Raw genomic sequence first — 16120 nt, 5'->3', positions numbered from 1 at the left:
GCGCTGTTTGCGCGATCCACAGGCAGTTCAATCCGTGCGCCAGGGCTCCGGCATCTGCTGCCGGTCATGCGGCGCCACCCTCTCGTATTCCGATATCACCTGCGCCCCCAGCAGCAGCAAGGTCGCCGCGATCTCCAGACTGAGCAAGACCAGGATCGCGGTCGTCAGCGATCCGTACACCACGTTCACCTGCGACAAGCTCGCGAAATACCACACCAGTACATGGCGCATCAGCTCCCACAGCAGGGCGGCAGTGATGCCGCCGATCAGGGCGTGCCGCAGCGACAGCCGTCCGACCGGCATCACGAGATAGATCGATGTGAGTACGAAGATTTCGCCGGCGAGGCCGAGACAGTAGAGCAGCACGCTCGATACGCCGCCCAGCGACCATCGGTATCCCAGTATGGCGAGATTCTCCTCGCCGATCGCCTGCAGCCTGCCGGCGACGAAGGTGATCAGCAGCAGACCGAGTGCGAGGAACAGGATGTAGCAGTACGGCAGCAGCGCCGAGACGAGAAAGTGGCGGCGCCGGATGGCGACGCGATGGAAGAAGATCACCGACATCGCGTTTTCCAGAACGGTGAATGCGAGCGAACTAAAGAAGATCATCGTCCCCAGCAATACCCATCCGACGACGGCACGATTGGCGAGAAAGTTTGCCAATTCGGCGACGATCGATTTCGATTGTCCCGGCACCAGCCATTCCAGATAGCGTCCCAGAGTTTCCAGCAGTTCCGCCTGATCGATCACGTGCGATAGCGCGATGACAACGAGTATCAGCAACGGCACGATGGACAGCAACGCATAGTAGGCAACCGCACCGGCCAGCAGCAGTCCCTGGTTGGCGCGGAAAGCCCTGAGCGTTTGCAGCGCGAATGCGCCGGGATGCCGCAATACGTGCTCGGTTTGATCGCTGATGATATGCATGCCGATTGCCTGGAATGTTCGCATCGATGCAGAGCAGTGTAGGCGCGGGCTTGCTGTTATTACAAGGAGGCCGTTCGACCGGCTTGCAGTGACTTGTCGCCATGCAGCGTGTCCGCTTCGGCATCCGCTCTGGCGTTTTTGTCATTGGTTCTGCGATGAAAGATGTGCCAGATCAACATTGCTTCATCTGCTTGCTGATGTAATGAAATCGGCTTTGAACCTGTAGGGGAATTGCCATGATGACCGCGATATTGTGGGTACTGAGCATCCTCGCTGCCGCACTGATTGGCGGCGTTTTCATCAGCGCGTTACTCGAACTGGAAGACGCACCTTGGAGATGACGTTCCCCCTGGGGAAAGCGCATGCCGCCCGCGATTGATGGAATGGCGGATCGCCACTATTCTGATATCAGTTACTTGCCTGTTATCCGAGGGAGGTGCCATGGCGATGACCGCTGCGCAGCAAGCCACTTGGCTGGAGATCGTCAAGGCATACGACGACTGGAACGCAGGTAATAACGCCTTGATGCCGGTGCACGAACTGGACACAAGCGTGGAGGCGTCGTCCGATCAGATTGGCGATGCGCTGGCTCAGGCAGCGGCAGATTCGCTGGTCGACTTGGGCGGGATCGGTGCGGAACTGGCGTTCAGGCCGCGACGAAAATGATGCTTGACCATCCCTTTACGCAGAAAAAATTGGCGGAAAAGCATGTAAGAGAAAGTAACAGCAATCGACGCATGATCGATTTGCAACGATAGTGATCATGTTTCCTCTATCCATCCAAGTAGTGGATTTCGCCCGCAGCCCGCAAGGATTGCGGGCTTTTTTGTTTTGTGGCGGCAGCATTCTCTGCCACGTATTCGGGGTGGTGACGCAGCAAGACACTGGGTTGGAAATTGCCGCGCACATTCATGCTGCCTTGATTTTGATCAGCTTGATAATTGCCTTTCGGATCAAGGACATGGCACAGCTTGTCCCATGTTATCTACAGAATTACCCACAGCAAATGTGGGCAAGTCCGCACCGCTGTCGGTAAAAAAATCTTCCGCAATCGCAACAAGGTTGACCAATATCAAGCTGCGCCAGTGCCTGCCTTGTACATTGCAAGCTTACTAGCGGAGGATCGGCCATGAAAAAGCAACACGTCGCCATCAGTGTCAACGAGTTCTGGATCAATGTCGCATTCGAATTCTGGACAGCGGTTGCGTTTCCTGCCATTTATTTCGCGCGCAAGCTGTAGTCCGCCGACCCCGAACAGTCCATCACCTGAATGTCGGCAGTGCGCGATATTGTGTCGTGTCAATAAAAGCGAATGTAATCAAGCACATCCGCACTAATCAACAACGATATCAACAGGCTTGCCCACAAATGTTGTGAACAACTCCGTGGCTACGGCCATGGCATCGGATTCATGGCGATGTAAGGCGGGGCATTGTGCGTGCTGCCGGTGGCAGTGTTGTCAGGCTCGCCGTCTCCCAGCTTGGGGCCGATGATGCCGCCGATTTCCCTGCGCGATTGCGCGAAGTCCGACTGCAGCAGCGGGAAGTCCCTCTTCGGCCAGTTCGCGATCGCCCACCGGATGAGGGCGTCGAGCCGGTCATTGAGTTCCTCTGCGTACTGATCGCATTCTTTCCTGGTTGCCATCTACTATCCTCGTGAATGTCATGTCAAATATGACCATGAATCCGCAGAGGTGTTCGATCTGCCTGCGCGATGGAAGGCCTGCCTGTGCAATTGCGCTTCACGCGCAGAATTGCCTTCACGATCAAGGACATAGAGAGTAATCAACACGGTTATCAACAAACTTGACCACAATTAGTGTGAATAACTCGTGCGGCAAGCGGCCTTGCGGCGCAGGCAAGATCACCCGGCTCTCGACGAACCGGCCTGCTCCGCAAGGCACAGCGGCTCACGCCGCGTGCTGCGCCTGTCCGTTGTCGGATTGCTTCGGCTTGAACTGCTTGTCGCTGATGCGGAATTTGGCGCGACGATCGCCCATCAACTCGCGCAGATCCTTGATGCTCAGATCCGACACCTCATGCATGCGAATCAGCAGCGAGGCACCGACCGGCAACCGGCGGTGGCGAATCTTGCTGATCAGCGGCGGCGCAACTTCAAGCGCACGTGACAGGGCCGCGTCGTTCTTGAGGTTCAGCTTCTGGATCAAGGATTCCAACAGGTGGTTGGGATCGTACTGGTATTGCTCGGAGGAGTTTGAAGTTTCCATCTGCGTCTTACCTTATAGTAGTTGTAACGATCTGAACCTATTTTTACCAAACGCGCAGATATATTTTTGATAATTGTCAGTAATCCTTGTTTCTTTACCGGTACTCACCGCATCAGGGGTTTTTATCTTGCGTCTGCGCAAAAGAGGAGGTGGCGAGATGCGAAGAGAGCCGTCATTACGCAGGTTCTCAGCTTCGGAAAAATCGATGCAGACGGGGAATTCGTGGCATAGCGGGAAGTGATGAATGGCTTGATGCAATGCAAGCTTGACAACTCTTAACGAGAATGATTGGCATTTAGACGTTCGGCTATAATGTTGCCAATGAAAATCATTCTCAATAAGGTTATTCATGAAAATCGCTTTCAAGAACAAAATTGCAGCAGCTGTCTTGATTCTGGTCGGTGCAACATCTGCCCATGCACAAGACAACGTACTGAATCTCTATTCCGCGCGTCATTATCAAACCGATGAACAGCTGTATGGCAACTTTACGGCGCAGACCGGCATCAAGATCAATCGCATCGAGGCAGACGACAACGCATTGCTTGAGCGTCTGAAGAACGAAGGCAAGAACAGCCCCGCCGATGTGGTGTTGATGGTCGATGCGGCGCGACTCTGGCGTGCCCAGGTGTTTGGTCTGTTCCAGCCGGTGCAATCCCAGATCCTGAATGCGCGCATTCCCGCGAACCTGCGTGGCGGCGATGAAGGCAAGGGCGCCGAATGGTTCGGCTTTTCCACTCGTGCTCGCGTCATCGTTTACAACAAGGTGGCAGTGAATCGGGAAGATGTTTCCACCTATGAATCTCTGGCCGATCCGAAAAACAAAGGCAAGGTCTGCACGATTTCCGGTGCCCATCCCTATATGTTGTCACTCATCGGTTCCATGATCGAACGCGATGGCGAACAGGCGACTGAAAAATGGGCGCAAGGCATGGTCGCAAATTTCGCTCGTCCTCCGCGTGGCGGCGATACCGATCAGATCAAGTCCGTCGCCTCGGGAGAGTGTGGCGTAACGATTGCCAACAGCTATTACTACGCACGCCTGCTGCGTTCGACCAAGGCCGAGGACAGGGATGCGATCAACAAGGTCGGTCTGGTCTGGCCCAACCAGCAAACCTCGGGCACGCACGTCAACATCGCCGGAGCTGGCGTTGCCAGGAACGCCCCGCATCGTGAGGCGGCTGTGAAATTCCTGGAATATCTTGCCAGCGATGAGGCGCAAACCTATTTTGCCAACGGCAACAATGAATGGCCCGTGGTTGCCTCGGCTGCGGCGCAGAGCCCGGCCCTGAAGGCAATGGGCAAGTTCAAGGCAGAGAATCTTCCTATCTCCGCCATCGGCAAAAATCAGATTCCCGCCCAGAAAATTCTGGATCGCGCCGGATATAAATAACCAACACCTTTCCACAATATCTGTCCCGGATGGCCTTGCGTACTTTACAAAAATTTACGCAAGGCATTATAATTTCCGTATTGAGAACAATTATCATTCGTATTTTTACCTCCCCAATGCCGGCTTGACCGCCGGGCTTCGCCGCCAGCCAATCTCGTTTCGTGGATAGCAAGCTTGAAGCGTCAATTTCCCACCATAAGAAGCCAAAATGAAGCTGAAACTTGTCAAGCATCCAATCGCAGAAGCGATTGAATCGACCCACGTTATTGAAAACTCCCCCCGCATCGGCGCGACAATGCGCCGTCAGGCGGCATTGCCGCTCGGCGCGCTGATGCTGGCCGCATCGGTTTCCGCCTGGGCGCAAACCACTCCGCAGCCGAAGAGCGGCGGTACCGGAGCCGATCAGGTTCTTCCGACTGTTGAGGTCAAGGCATCTAGGGAAAACGAAAGCAAGGAATCCTTCCGCGCCACCACCACCACCATCGGCAAGGGCAATCAGGAACTGCGCGACGTTCCCCAGTCGGTCACGGTGATAACCGAGCGCCTGATGAGCGACCGCAACCTCGATGATTTCCGCGACGTGCTGCGCAACACGGCCGGCGTGACTTTCCAGGCAGGTGAAACGGGCGAGGAAGATATTCGTCTGCGCGGTTTTTCGCTCGGGCAGGCTGGCGACATCTACTCTGACGGCATGCGCGACGGCACGCTGTACGAGCGTGATACGTTCAACGTCGACCGAATTGACGTGCTGAAGGGATCTGCCTCGATGTTGTTCGGCAAAGGTTCCACAGGTGGCGTCGTCAATCAGGTGAGCAAGCAGCCCTTCCTCACAAACCAGAACGAGGTCAGCTACACCGTGGGTACGGGGCAAGACAACCGCCTCACCGGCGACTTCAACGTCGTCACGGGCGAGAATGCAGCCTTCCGTTTGAACGCGATGGTACAAGATGCCGACAACTGGGGGGCCGAGCAGAAGAAGCAAGGGGTTGCCCCCACATTCAGCTGGGGCATCGGCACGCGTGATGAGTTCTCGGTGGGCTTGTACTACCTGGAAAGCGATGGGCGTCCGCTCTACAACCATCCCTGGGTCATCAACAATGGCCATATCGTCGAGACGGTGCCGGCGAAGAATTACTATGGTTTGGCAAGCGACCATCTGAATACCAGTGCCACCTATGGCACGATAGCCTACACGCACCGATTCGATCAGAACAGCCAGCTCAAGACACAGCTGCGCCACGGCCGCTATGAGCGCGACCTGTTGGCTAGTGCGGTCGGATTCTGTAATGGCGTCACGGGAAATGCCAGCCAGCGGGCAGCATGCCCCGGTCAGCAGATTGTCCGCCTCGACCAAGTCAACGACAACACCGTGCTTTCCCGAGCACCGAAGGGGCGCATTGGTGTCAGTGACACCACGCAACTTACAAGCGATTACTCCGGGAATTTCATCTGGGGTGGTCTCAAGCACGAATTGCTGACAGGTGTCGACTTCTACCAGGAAGATGCAAAGCGCAATAATGCCTTTACGACCGGGCTGACCTTCCCGTTCACGAAAGTCGGCACGCCGAACGACGGCGCCACAGTGGCGGACACTCGCGGCAATCCTGCCTTCAACACCTTCGATGCACGCGACATCGGCTTGTATGTACAGGATATGGTGAGCATCGCGCCCACCGTGAAGTTGCTGGGTGGCTTGCGCTTCGACCGATTCACTGCCTCCTACCAGACTCCCACCGGTACCAGCAACGAGCGCAGCGATAACCTGTGGTCGCCGCGCGTAGGGGCGCTTTACCAGCCCAGCAATTGGGCCTCGTATTACGTGTCTTACGGCACCTCATACAACACCTCGGGCGATGCCTACCAGTTCACGCCTACGTTCGGCAATGATCAGCGGACAGCCGCCAACACGCCGCCAGAGAAGAGCCGCAACTTCGAGGTGGGCGGCAAGTGGGACCTGTTCGAGAACCGCGCCTCGCTGGGAGTCGCCGCTTTCTACAGCGAGAAGTATAACGAGCGCAACCTCGACCCCGACACGGCATCCACTCAGCAACTGCTGTCCGGCAAGCGCCACGCGGCTGGTATGGAATTCAACCTGGCCGGTCGCATTACGCCGAAGTGGGAGGTGTTCTTCAACCACACCTGGATTCCCGACGCCAAGATCGACGAGAGCAACCAGGTGCTCGCCGCCAACGGCGGCGGAGCGCAGGTCAAGGGCGACCGTCCGGGCCTGACGCCAAAGAATAGCGGCAGTCTCTGGACTACCTACCTCGTCATGCCGAAGCTGCGGTTAGGCGCGGGCCTGACGTACCGTGGTGAGCAAAATCCCGAGGGAAGCCGCGCAGTTACCGCAGACAGTTTCGTTGTGGCCGACGCGATGGCGGAGTACACCATCGACCAAACATGGTCCGCCAAGCTGTACGTCTCCAATCTGACGGACAAGCTCTACGCCGACACGCTGTACCGCGGCTTCTATGCGCCAGGGTCACCGCGCCGCGTGCAGTTGACGCTCAAGGCGGCGTTCTAGGACCGGCCCGATGCTGCTGCGCCTGAAGAACGTCCTCACACGCGAGGAACTCGCCACTGCCCGGTCACTCCTTGAATCCGGGGCGCAGTGGGTCGACGGGCGCAGCAGCGCGGGCGGCCAGGCGGTCGCCCGCAAGAATAACGAGCAGTTGGCGCAAGACAGCGATGCCTCGCGCCGGCTGCAGGCGCTGGTGCTCAACGCCGTGCAGCGCGATCCGCTGTTCTTCTCTGCGGCGCTGCCGCGCAAGATATTCAATCCGCTGTTCAACCGCTACAGCGGGGCAAGCAACCATTACGGTGCACATATCGACGGCGCAGTGCTGCACTCCCGCAATCCATCGCAATGGGTGCGCACAGATATTTCCTGCACCTTGTTCCTGGCCGAACCCGATGAATACGACGGCGGCGAACTGGTGATCCAGGATCCGCAGGGCGAGCAGCGCATCAAGCTGCCTGCTGGCGACCTCATGCTCTATCCCGGTACCACGCTGCATCAGGTGACACCGGTGACGCGCGGAGCGCGGCTCGCGAGTTTCTTCTGGGTTGAAAGCATGGTGCGCGGAGGCGAGCAACGCAGGCTGCTGTTCGAGATGGACATGGCACTGCTGAAGCTGCGAAATGCCCTCGGTGAGCAGGAGCCGTCGGTGGTGCAATTGACCGGCACCTACCACAACCTGCTCCGCATGTGGGCAGACACATGAACCACGTTTCATGAGCCACGCCAAATGAACCATATCCCGGCCGTCCAGCCGATCCCGTCCGGGATCGTGACGCTTGCAGACCATGAACTGCACGCACGGTCGGTGCTCGACGACAATGCCTGGGCCTATTTCAGCGGCGGCGCGGCGGATGAAATCACGCTGCGGGCCAATCGCAGCGCCTGGGACGAGATGCAGCTGTCGCCGCGCGTGTTGCGCAATCTTGTCGGCGGCAACACGCGAACGCAATTGCTGGGGCGCACGCTTGCGCATCCGATTTTGCTGGCGCCAGTGGCTTTCCAGCGCATGGCGCATCCCGACGGCGAAGTCGCGACTGCCTATGCCGCAGCCATGCAGGGCGCGGGATTGGTGTTGAGCACGCAAGCCAGCATGCCGCTTGAGGATGTCGCGCAAGCGGTATTGAGCGAAGCGCAACGCGGGCCGCTGTGGTTCCAGTTTTACTTTCAGCATGACCGCGGCTTCATGCGGGAATTGATCCAGCGTGCCGAGCAGGCTGGCTATGAGGCGATTGTCGTTACCGTCGATGCGCCCAGCAGCGGCGTGCGCGATAGAGAGCGTCGTGCAGAATTCAAACTGCCGCCCGGCATATCCGCTGTCAACCTCGCGGGCCTGCCGCCGGCGCCCCCTGTTTATCTCGCACCTCATCAAAGCCGCATGTTCGACGCCTTGTTGGCCACTGCGCCGACCTGGTCCGACATCGAATGGCTGCAAGGTGTCACACGGCTTCCCATACTATTGAAAGGCGTCATGCACGAAGACGATGCCCGTCTTGCGTCGCAAATGGGACTTGGCGGCATCATCGTGTCGAACCATGGTGGTCGCACGCTGGATACGATGCCGGCGACAGCCGCGGTTTTTCCTCGCATCCATGAGGTTGTTGGCGGCGCGTTGCCGATTCTGCTGGATGGCGGGATTCGGCGCGGTACCGATGTGTTGAAAGCGATTGCGCTGGGCGCATCAGCGGTGCTGATCGGTCGGCCTTACGTCTGGGGTTTGGCGAATGCCGGTGCGATGGGCGTCTCGCACGTGCTGCGCCTGCTGCGCGACGAACTTGAAATCGCCATGGCACTGTGCGGTTGCGCCACGCTGGACGAAGTGTCTTCCGCCACGCTGTTCAAGCGATAAGGTAAACCTGCATTGACGTCGGGAGAGTGCCCCGCGAGCGGTGGGACTCAGCCATGCGGCGGCCGGCGCCAGCAAGGCGCCGGCGTGCAGAGATATCAGACGAAGTATGCGGCACCCAGCACCAGCGGCGAGCCGCTGACGCCGGCCACCACCAGGCGGCGGGCCACGCCGTGAATCTGATCTTCGAAGGTGCGGTAGGTGGCCATCGGATCAATGGGGCCGCCTTTCACGCGCCGCAAATGGGCCAGCGCGTTTCTCGACACCAGGCATTCGCGATCGGTAAAGCCGACTTCCACGGTGAAGGCCACACCCTCTTCGGCAACATGCGGTTCAGCAACTGTTCTGCTCATGATCGCGCTCCAATAAATGATTGTCAGCATCGTTACATGCCTGATGGTAACGAGTCGAAACGGCAATGATTTGACAATGATCAATGGTTGGCGAGGCGCGAAGCGAGTGCGTTTTGCGTGCAACGCTGCGGAGATTTCCGGTGCGGAGAGGAGCGATGCTCGCGATGGCGATGCGCGACGAATGTGACGCCCGCATGACGTGAGTTGCGATGAGGAGTGCCGAAGCCCGCAGTGTCGGTGCTTCGGATTCCGCGTTCCGTCTGGAATGACTTCAATGAGGACCGCTGTGAAGAATCGGCTGACTGGTGAGTCAGCGGCCTGCTGGCCGAGAGATCAGCAGGCCGCCGGTTGCTGCGTCATCAATCGACCTTTGCGCCGGATGCCTTCACCACGGCGGCGTATTTCTTCAGGTCGTTCTGGATCAGCGCGGCGAACTGCTCGGGCGTGGTCGGTGATGGTTCGGCGCCGAGGCGTGCGATCTTTTCCTTCACGTCCGGCGCGCGCAGCGCCTTGCCGATTTCGCCGTTCAGGCGCGCAACGATCGGCGCAGGCGTTTTGGCCGGCGCGAGCACGCCGAACCACGTGTTGATGTCGAAGCCGCCCAATCCGTAATCGGCACCGGCTTGCGCCATGGTCGGCAGCTCCGGCAGCGCAGCGGCGCGTGCCGTGGTCGTCACGGCGAGCGCTTTCAATTTGCCGGCGCGGATGTTCTGCGATGCGGAGGCGAGATTGTCGAACATCAGGTCGGTCTGTCCGGCCAGGAGACCGGTCTGCGCGGGCGCTGCGCCGTTGTAGGGAATGTGCACGATGCTGACCTTTGCCATCATCTTGAACAATTCGCCGGCGAGATGGCCGGCACTGCCGTTGCCGCCCGAGGCGTAGTTCAATTTTCCGGGGTTCGCCCTGGCGTAGACGATGAGGTCCTTGAGCGATTTCACGCCGAGTTTGGCGGCAGTGTCGGCATTGAGCACCAGCACGTTCGGCACGCTGGCAACCAGCGATACCGGCGCGAAATCCTTCACGGGGTCGTAGGGCAGTTTGGGGAACAGCGTGGGGTTGATCGCGTGCGTCGCGACGGCACCCATCACGATCGTGTAGCCGTCGGGCGCGGATCTCGCCGCTGCATCGGCACCGATGTTGCCGCCCGCACCGGGCTTGTTCTCGACGATGATCGGCTGGCCGAGGCCGTCCTTCATCTTGTCGGCGAGGATGCGCGCCACGGCGTCGAGCGGACCGCCCGGCGGATAGGGCACGATGAAGCGGATCGGCTTGGCCGGATAGTCCTGGGCCGCCGCGAGCGGCGCGGCGAATGTGCCGGCGACGCAGGAGAGGGCGAGAGTCAGTGTGGTGAGGAGGGATTTCATGGACCGGATGTGTTGCGTGGATTGCGGGGCTAAAACAAGCGACGAGTGTAATTCAAATGCGCCCGCGTCACAGAGCGCGGGGGCGTCCTGTTCAATCGGCGAAAGGGTTGCGCACGGTCTCGACCGGCGCGAGCGCGATTTGCTGCGGCAGTGCGTTCTGCGCGTCGAGCGCGCGCAGCGATGCAAGCGCCGCGTCGATCAACTGCTTGAGTTCCTGCGCGTGCTCCAGGCCCGCCTTGTCCTTCGTGATCTGCAGCGCGCCGTAGAGTTCGACGCGGTCGAGCCGGTTCTCGATCGTCAGCCCGCCGATCTCGATCGCATCCGATTCGTTCTGAAATGGTGTGATGGTTGTCATTGCAATATCCTGTCCAGCCATGTAGGCATCGGTTGTTCGGATCGCCGCTTCCTCGGCTGCTTCGGTTCGGGCAGCTTCATGCGCGCGCGTTTGATTCCGTCCGGCATGCCGGGAAACAGATTGATCTGAATCCGCTTCTCCAGTTCCGCAATCGTCACGACTTCGTATGCCGGTCCCGGCTCGTTTTCCGCGACCCAGGCGGCGGCTTCCTTGCGCACCGGATCGTACACCGCCTTGAATACATGGGTCGGGACCAGCACGCGGCCATTGAGGCGCTGCACGGACGCGCCTTCGAAAATCGGTCCCGTGATCACGTACAGCTTGCCGCGGTCGCGCGCAAGGCTTCTCGTCCTCTCCTCGATGCTCGCCCACAGGTTCTGGTTGTTGTCCGGATTCTGCGGAACGATGTTCGCGAGCGAAAAACTCTCTTCCTTTGCGCTGGAGGTCGGCATGTCGCCGGCCGGGCTCATGTGGCCGCGATCGAAGCCGGAGCGCGCATAGTCGCGCAGTTCCGCCCGCTCCGACGGCCGGATCCGTTCCTCCGCTTCGAACGCGTCGCGGCGCTTGATCGATTTGGCATCGCTGATGCGGTCGGCGTCGAGAAATTCCGCCGACCACAAGGGCGTGCGGGAGATGCCGGAATGCATCACCGCAAACGCTTCGAAGCACAGCGATGTCGTCTTCGATGCCAGTTTCGGACTGACGATTTCCGGTGTGCTGCCGTTGGCGTAATGTTGCGGGCACTCGCGCGCTTGCACGAGGGATGACGAACTGACAAGCAGTCCGAGGAAAAGCAGAGCGATGGTCTTCATGGATTGTTCTTGTGATGGCATTGCGCCATGCGTGGAAGAAGGGTGTTGCGGGGAAGGGCTGCGGCGTTTGATGCGCTGCACGCTCTAGCCGAGCGCAGCTTTGACTTGCTCTGAGGAAATTAGTTCCAAGAGGGAACTAATTTTTTGCCATGCACCGCATGGTCAGGAATGAGGGGCGAGACAAGTGTGCCAGGCGACACGGCGGTTGTCCGACAAGGCCGACGCATGTCATCCCGAACGCAAGTGAAGCGGGGAACTCATGAGGTTCCGGTCTGCACCCGCGCAACGGGATGCGCGGGTGCTCGCAAGCCGGCGATGCGGGTTACTGCACGTCCAACCGCAGCACGCCAGTCCCGCTAGTCACTGCAAACATGCCGTCGCGCACGAATGCAATCCCGAAGGGCCGCGACAATCCGCCGGGCAGCGCACCCAGCACGATGCCGCGCCGCCCGCCGATGCCGGCAACCGTGGTGACCGCGCCTGCGGACGTCACCTTGCGCACCGCTTCGTTGACCGTATCGGCGACGAACAGATTGCCGGCGGCGTCGAGCGCGATGCTCTGCGGGTAATCGAAGCGCGCCGCTGCGCCCGCACCATCGGCAAAGCCCGCGCTTCCGCCGATGCCGGCCAGGGTCGTGACCACTCCGTTCGGCGCGATTTTGCGGATCGCATGGTTGTTGGTGTCCGCCACATACACATTGCCCGCGCCGTCGACGGCGATGCCTTGCGGCGAACTGAAGAGTGCGGCAGTGCCGATGCCGTCGGCGCTGCCCGCAGTCCCGGCGCTCCCGGCGAGCGTTGTCACCGATCCGGCCGCCGTGATCTTGCGGACGAGGTGGTTGTCGGTATCGGCCACGTAGAGATTGCCGCCCGCATCCAGCGCGATGCCGTTCGGCGAACTGAAGGATGCCGCAACACCTTGTCCGTCCGCACGACCCGACACGCCAGCGGTCCCGGCGAAGGTGCTGACGCGGCCCGCCGTGTCGATCTTCCTGATCGTGTGGGACGCCGTGTCCGTGATGAACAGATTGCCCGCCCCATCCGAGGCGATGCCGTGCGGTGCGCCGAATCGTGCAAGCGCTCCCGCACCATCGGCGGTGCCATAGCTGCCGGCGGAACCGGCCAGGGTTGTGACGACGCCGCCTGCCGCGATCTTGCGGATGGTTGCGCTGAAGGCGTCGGCGATGTACAGGTTGCCCGCCGCGTCGGCCGCGATGCCATACGGGCCGCTGAAGCGCGCATCCGCGCCGATGCCGTCGGCGCTGCCGCTTTGCGACGCCATCCCGGCCAGGGTGGTGACGGCAGCGCCCGGCGTGACCTTGCGCAAGGTGGCGTTGGATGAATCGACCACGTACAGATTGCCCGCAGAGTCGGACGTCACGCCCGACGGATAAAAGAAGCGGGCCGCCGCTCCCGTGCCGTCGTCGCTGCCGGATATACCCGCCGTGCCGGCGAATGTGCTCACCGCACCGGCAGGCGTGATTCTGCGAATGGTGTGGTTCCAGGTGTCGCTGACGAACAGGTTGCCTGCCGCATCGACGGTGATGCCGGATGGATAGTAGAACAGCGCCAGCGTGCCGCTGCCATCCGTGCTGCCCAGCGATCCGCTCGACCCGGCCAGCGTCGTGACGATGCCGGTGGGCGTGATCTTGCGGATGGTGGAGTTGTCGAGCGCCGAATGAGACGTGGGAAAGTGGTAGGTATCCGTCACGAACAGGTTGCCGGTCGCATCGATCGCGATGCTGCTCGGTCCGTTGAAGCGCGCCGTGCTGCCTGCGCCATCCACGCTGCCGCTTTCGGTTGCCATGCCGGCCAGCGTGGTGACATCGCCGGACGGCGTGATCTTGCGGATCGCGACATTGTCGGTGTCGGCAACGTACAGGTTGCCGAGCGCATCGATGGCGATGCCGGAAGGCCCGTTGAAGCGCGCCGTGCTACCTGCGCCATCCGCACTGCCGCTGCTGCCGGCAGCGCCGGCGATGGTGGCGACCGCGCCGGACGGTGTGATCCGGCGAATCGCATGGTTCAGGCGGTCGGCGACATAGACGTTGCCCGCGCCGTCCACCACGATGCCGCGCGGACTGGAGAAACGCGCAGCGGCACCGTTGCCGTCCGCGCTGCCGAACACGCCCGCCGTGCCGGCCAGCGTGCTCACCGCGCCCGCTGGCGTCACCTTGCGGATGATGTGATTTGCCGTATCGGCGATGTACAGGTTCCCCGCCGCATCGGCGGCAATGCCGTACGGATCATGGAATCGTGCCGCCGTGCCGGTCGCATCGAGCGCGCCCGGCCCGCCGATGCTGCCCGCGATCAGGCTGATGCCTGCCGTATTCTGCGGGACGCCATCGTCCTGCTGCTGCGGTGTGCCGGTCGACGATGGCTGGGTTGCTGTCGACGTGTTCTGCAGGCCGGCAGTGCTATCGCCGCTGCCTCCGCCTCCGCCGCAGGACGCGAGCGTGGCGCAGAACAGGCATGCAAGAAAGCACCGCGGCATGCGGTTCGCGAAAAATGAGTGCAGGGAGGAAAGCATGACAATCAACTCGAATGCAGAGGGCAACTGGAGCCGAATGCGTGATGCACCCGGTCTGGCCGGGCGCTCGTTGCGTTGCGCATGCCGGCTTCGGTCCATCCCGTGCGGCAGTGGCGGCGGGATGCAGCGGAATTACCACGATAGGGAATTTCGCCATGCCATCTTTGCTGATTGTCAAATCCGCCGGCGTTCTGCTTGTCGCTGTCGGTTTTCCGCATCATCCATGCAGCTAGGCATTCCGCGCGGACAGCAGTTTGGGAGCACTCTGATCTTGATCAAAGTCCGGACCCGATGCCCCATGCGCCAACGCCGGTCATCAGTGCCAGAATGACTGCGACCGCCGCCAACGATTGCCGGGCCGATCTGCATTTTCTGGTAGCCAACTCATGAATCATCTGCAACACGCCGAACACCGCATTGCCATCAAAGGTCGCAAGGGAGATGGGGAATGCGCGCCGACGCCGAGTTTCGCGGACCTCAAGCCGAAAGGCGCATGCTGGTACTGCAACCAGCCGCTGGACAATGTGCGCCGCTTCTGCAACAAGGCCTGCGCCGACGATTATCGGACCGAAGAAGCATTCGCGTCCTGACCGGCAATGCGCCACGAAGGCAGGCAATCGATGCCGGGCCGGTGCGCACATGCGCGCCATCGTGGCAAAAACTTGAGCCGCAACAATAAGGCAATGCACCCGGATGGCATGCTTGGCTGCATGTTGTCTCACAATCAACAAGACAGCTCGACTGGCGCAGCGTCATCTCGGCCGGCTTGACATCTGGAGCGCACAATGACCCCCGAAGAAATCATTGCAGACCTCAATGTGAAAAACCGCAACCGGCTATATGGGCGCAATGATTTCCGCAACCTCACGCACGACCAGGTGCTGGCCCTGATGGACGCCGCCGCGATGCAGGGATTCCGTCTCGGCAGCAACGTCGCACTGTCGATGGTGAAAGGCGCGCTCCTGATCCAGTTGAGCCGCGGCTCCGGCGTCAGAGAGAACAAATCCGATACATAGACGTCGATACGCAGACATACACGCAACCATCGCAGCACCATCGTTTCGCCGGCTTCGTGCAGCAAATGCATGACGCAATCGCATGTAACAACATGTAACTGGTTTCACGCCGGCAATGGCTCTCGATACATATATTTACATTCCCTTGTATGACGGAAATCTGTTTCTCGCGTTGATCAATCTATGATGAATTCATCATGGCAAATCACGGGAGGCAGCAAATGAAGAGGCAATCGAGGGCGGCGCAGTCAAAGGCAGTACTTGCGCTGTTGTGCATGGGAGCCGCCACGGCAGCCGCTGCGGCGGATTACGACGACTATGGCCGCGTGGTCAACGTCACGCCGCAGGTGGAACAGTTCAACAGCCCGCGGCAGGAATGCCGTACCGAGTATGCGCCGGTGCAGCAGCCGCGCCAGGCGCGCGGCATGGGCGGCTCGATCATCGGCGGCATCGCCGGCGGCATCCTCGGCAATCAGGTCGGCGGCGGTAACGGCCGTACCGCAGCGACCGCCGCGGGTGCGATCGCTGGCGCAATTGTCGGCGACCGCATGGAAAACAATCAAAATCAGCCCGAAGTCGTCACCGAACAGCCGGTGCGTCACTGCCGCACCGTCGACAACTGGCAATCGCGCACCAACGGCTACGCCGTCACCTACGAATACCACGGCCGTACCTATACCAGCGTCATGCCCTATGACCCGGGCGAGCGCGTCAGGCTGCGCGTGTCGGTGGCACCGCAGTTGTAGAGAGTGCCGCGCCGTGCCTTCACCGCATCCGGC

Annotated in this window: 18 protein-coding genes; 8 read left to right on the top strand and 10 right to left on the bottom strand. The window is 60.4% G+C overall.

Going from position 1 to position 16120, the window contains the following annotated elements; translation table 11 throughout:
• Positions 1-27: 27 nt before the first annotated feature.
• Complete coding sequence (locus tag D3870_RS12005; RefSeq protein WP_119739390.1) at positions 28-927, bottom strand: YihY/virulence factor BrkB family protein; 900 nt, start codon at positions 925-927, stop codon at positions 28-30.
• Positions 928-1368: 441 nt separating this feature from the next.
• Between D3870_RS12005 and D3870_RS11995 the strand changes: the two genes are divergently transcribed.
• On the top strand, positions 1369-1593 hold the full coding sequence (locus D3870_RS11995) for a hypothetical protein (RefSeq protein ID WP_119739386.1): 225 nt from the start codon (positions 1369-1371) through the stop codon (positions 1591-1593).
• Between the two features lie 97 nt (positions 1594-1690).
• Positions 1691-1963, top strand: coding sequence for a hypothetical protein (locus tag D3870_RS11990; protein WP_119739384.1), 273 nt, complete (start codon positions 1691-1693; stop codon positions 1961-1963).
• A gap of 353 nt (positions 1964-2316) precedes the next feature.
• On the opposite strand, the gene D3870_RS11985 is transcribed toward D3870_RS11990, so the two are convergent.
• The 3 genes from D3870_RS11985 to D3870_RS22075 all read right to left on the bottom strand — a co-directional run bounded on the left by D3870_RS11985 (position 2317) and on the right by D3870_RS22075 (position 3505).
• The gene (locus D3870_RS11985; protein WP_119739382.1) at positions 2317-2571 is read right to left on the bottom strand and encodes a hypothetical protein; all 255 of its coding nucleotides are present in this window, start codon (positions 2569-2571) and stop codon (positions 2317-2319) included.
• Positions 2572-2836: 265 nt separating this feature from the next.
• The gene (locus tag D3870_RS11980) at positions 2837-3154 is read right to left on the bottom strand and encodes a hypothetical protein (RefSeq protein ID WP_119739380.1); all 318 of its coding nucleotides are present in this window, start codon (positions 3152-3154) and stop codon (positions 2837-2839) included.
• Between the two features lie 12 nt (positions 3155-3166).
• Positions 3167-3505 (bottom strand): hypothetical protein, encoded by a 339-nt coding sequence (locus D3870_RS22075; RefSeq protein WP_147375778.1) that lies wholly within the window; start codon positions 3503-3505, stop codon positions 3167-3169.
• On the opposite strand from D3870_RS22075, the gene D3870_RS11975 reads away from it, so the two are divergent.
• The 4 genes from D3870_RS11975 (at position 3504) to D3870_RS11960 (ending at position 8914) form a co-directional block, all read left to right on the top strand.
• Positions 3504-4547: an extracellular solute-binding protein gene (locus D3870_RS11975; RefSeq protein WP_119739378.1), complete on the top strand. Its 1044-nt coding sequence runs from the start codon at positions 3504-3506 to the stop codon at positions 4545-4547. The genes D3870_RS22075 and D3870_RS11975 overlap by 2 nt on opposite strands.
• Positions 4548-4842: 295 nt before the next feature.
• Positions 4843-7071: a TonB-dependent receptor gene (locus tag D3870_RS11970; RefSeq protein ID WP_422879666.1), complete on the top strand. Its 2229-nt coding sequence runs from the start codon at positions 4843-4845 to the stop codon at positions 7069-7071.
• Between the two features lie 10 nt (positions 7072-7081).
• A complete protein-coding gene (locus D3870_RS11965) occupies positions 7082-7771 on the top strand; it encodes a Fe2+-dependent dioxygenase (protein WP_119739376.1) in 690 nt (229 codons plus the stop codon).
• A 24-nt stretch (positions 7772-7795) separates the two neighbouring features.
• Positions 7796-8914 (top strand): alpha-hydroxy acid oxidase, encoded by a 1119-nt coding sequence (locus D3870_RS11960; protein ID WP_119739374.1) that lies wholly within the window; start codon positions 7796-7798, stop codon positions 8912-8914.
• Between the two features lie 95 nt (positions 8915-9009).
• Here D3870_RS11960 and D3870_RS11955 read toward each other — a convergent pair whose 3' ends face one another.
• From D3870_RS11955 to D3870_RS22070, 6 genes are all read right to left on the bottom strand, one after another.
• Positions 9010-9264 (bottom strand): DUF1488 family protein, encoded by a 255-nt coding sequence (locus tag D3870_RS11955; RefSeq protein ID WP_119742002.1) that lies wholly within the window; start codon positions 9262-9264, stop codon positions 9010-9012.
• Positions 9265-9623: 359 nt separating this feature from the next.
• Positions 9624-10628, bottom strand: coding sequence for a Bug family tripartite tricarboxylate transporter substrate binding protein (locus tag D3870_RS11950; protein WP_119739372.1), 1005 nt, complete (start codon positions 10626-10628; stop codon positions 9624-9626).
• A gap of 91 nt (positions 10629-10719) precedes the next feature.
• Entirely contained in the window at positions 10720-10983 is a 264-nt protein-coding gene (locus tag D3870_RS11945) for a hypothetical protein (RefSeq protein WP_119739370.1), read from the bottom strand.
• Positions 10980-11795, bottom strand: coding sequence for a DNA/RNA non-specific endonuclease (locus D3870_RS11940; protein WP_242489957.1), 816 nt, complete (start codon positions 11793-11795; stop codon positions 10980-10982). The genes D3870_RS11945 and D3870_RS11940 overlap by 4 nt, the downstream gene beginning before the upstream one ends.
• 322 nt (positions 11796-12117) lie before the next feature.
• Positions 12118-14289 (bottom strand): NHL repeat-containing protein, encoded by a 2172-nt coding sequence (locus D3870_RS11935; RefSeq protein ID WP_158590442.1) that lies wholly within the window; start codon positions 14287-14289, stop codon positions 12118-12120.
• Positions 14290-14600: 311 nt separating this feature from the next.
• Positions 14601-15056, bottom strand: coding sequence for a hypothetical protein (locus D3870_RS22070; protein WP_147375777.1), 456 nt, complete (start codon positions 15054-15056; stop codon positions 14601-14603).
• Positions 15057-15110: 54 nt separating this feature from the next.
• Between D3870_RS22070 and D3870_RS11925 the strand changes: the two genes are divergently transcribed.
• Entirely contained in the window at positions 15111-15341 is a 231-nt protein-coding gene (locus D3870_RS11925; RefSeq protein WP_119739362.1) for a hypothetical protein, read from the top strand.
• Positions 15342-15562: 221 nt separating this feature from the next.
• Positions 15563-16087, top strand: a complete 525-nt coding sequence (locus tag D3870_RS11920) for a glycine zipper 2TM domain-containing protein (RefSeq protein ID WP_119739360.1) — start codon at positions 15563-15565, stop codon at positions 16085-16087.
• The last annotated feature ends 33 nt before the right edge of the window (positions 16088-16120 follow it).

The sequence above is a fragment of the Noviherbaspirillum cavernae genome (assembly GCF_003590875.1).
GTDB lineage: Bacteria > Pseudomonadota > Gammaproteobacteria > Burkholderiales > Burkholderiaceae_D > Noviherbaspirillum > Noviherbaspirillum cavernae.
Note: the sequence above shows the minus strand (reverse complement) of the source record. Positions and strands in the feature narration are given on the sequence as shown.

Excerpts from the sequence above, each read along its gene's own strand:
- D3870_RS22075 (WP_147375778.1), bottom strand. The coding sequence starts at position 3,505 with ATGAATAACCTTATTGAGAATGATTTTCATTGGCAACATTATAGCCGA.
- D3870_RS11950 (WP_119739372.1), bottom strand. The coding sequence starts at position 10,628 with ATGAAATCCCTCCTCACCACACTGACTCTCGCCCTCTCCTGCGTCGCC.
- D3870_RS11935 (WP_158590442.1), bottom strand. The coding sequence starts at position 14,289 with ATGCCGCGGTGCTTTCTTGCATGCCTGTTCTGCGCCACGCTCGCGTCC.
- D3870_RS11920 (WP_119739360.1), top strand. The coding sequence starts at position 15,563 with ATGAAGAGGCAATCGAGGGCGGCGCAGTCAAAGGCAGTACTTGCGCTG.
- D3870_RS11980 (WP_119739380.1), bottom strand. The coding sequence starts at position 3,154 with ATGGAAACTTCAAACTCCTCCGAGCAATACCAGTACGATCCCAACCAC.
- D3870_RS11940 (WP_242489957.1), bottom strand. The coding sequence starts at position 11,795 with ATGAAGACCATCGCTCTGCTTTTCCTCGGACTGCTTGTCAGTTCGTCA.
- D3870_RS11995 (WP_119739386.1), top strand. The coding sequence starts at position 1,369 with ATGGCGATGACCGCTGCGCAGCAAGCCACTTGGCTGGAGATCGTCAAG.
- D3870_RS11965 (WP_119739376.1), top strand. The coding sequence starts at position 7,082 with ATGCTGCTGCGCCTGAAGAACGTCCTCACACGCGAGGAACTCGCCACT.
- D3870_RS12005 (WP_119739390.1), bottom strand. The coding sequence starts at position 927 with ATGCATATCATCAGCGATCAAACCGAGCACGTATTGCGGCATCCCGGC.
- D3870_RS11990 (WP_119739384.1), top strand. The coding sequence starts at position 1,691 with ATGTTTCCTCTATCCATCCAAGTAGTGGATTTCGCCCGCAGCCCGCAA.
- D3870_RS11955 (WP_119742002.1), bottom strand. The coding sequence starts at position 9,264 with ATGAGCAGAACAGTTGCTGAACCGCATGTTGCCGAAGAGGGTGTGGCC.
- D3870_RS11970 (WP_422879666.1), top strand. The coding sequence starts at position 4,843 with ATGCGCCGTCAGGCGGCATTGCCGCTCGGCGCGCTGATGCTGGCCGCA.
- D3870_RS11925 (WP_119739362.1), top strand. The coding sequence starts at position 15,111 with ATGACCCCCGAAGAAATCATTGCAGACCTCAATGTGAAAAACCGCAAC.
- D3870_RS11975 (WP_119739378.1), top strand. The coding sequence starts at position 3,504 with ATGAAAATCGCTTTCAAGAACAAAATTGCAGCAGCTGTCTTGATTCTG.
- D3870_RS11945 (WP_119739370.1), bottom strand. The coding sequence starts at position 10,983 with ATGACAACCATCACACCATTTCAGAACGAATCGGATGCGATCGAGATC.
- D3870_RS11960 (WP_119739374.1), top strand. The coding sequence starts at position 7,796 with ATGAACCATATCCCGGCCGTCCAGCCGATCCCGTCCGGGATCGTGACG.
- D3870_RS11985 (WP_119739382.1), bottom strand. The coding sequence starts at position 2,571 with ATGGCAACCAGGAAAGAATGCGATCAGTACGCAGAGGAACTCAATGAC.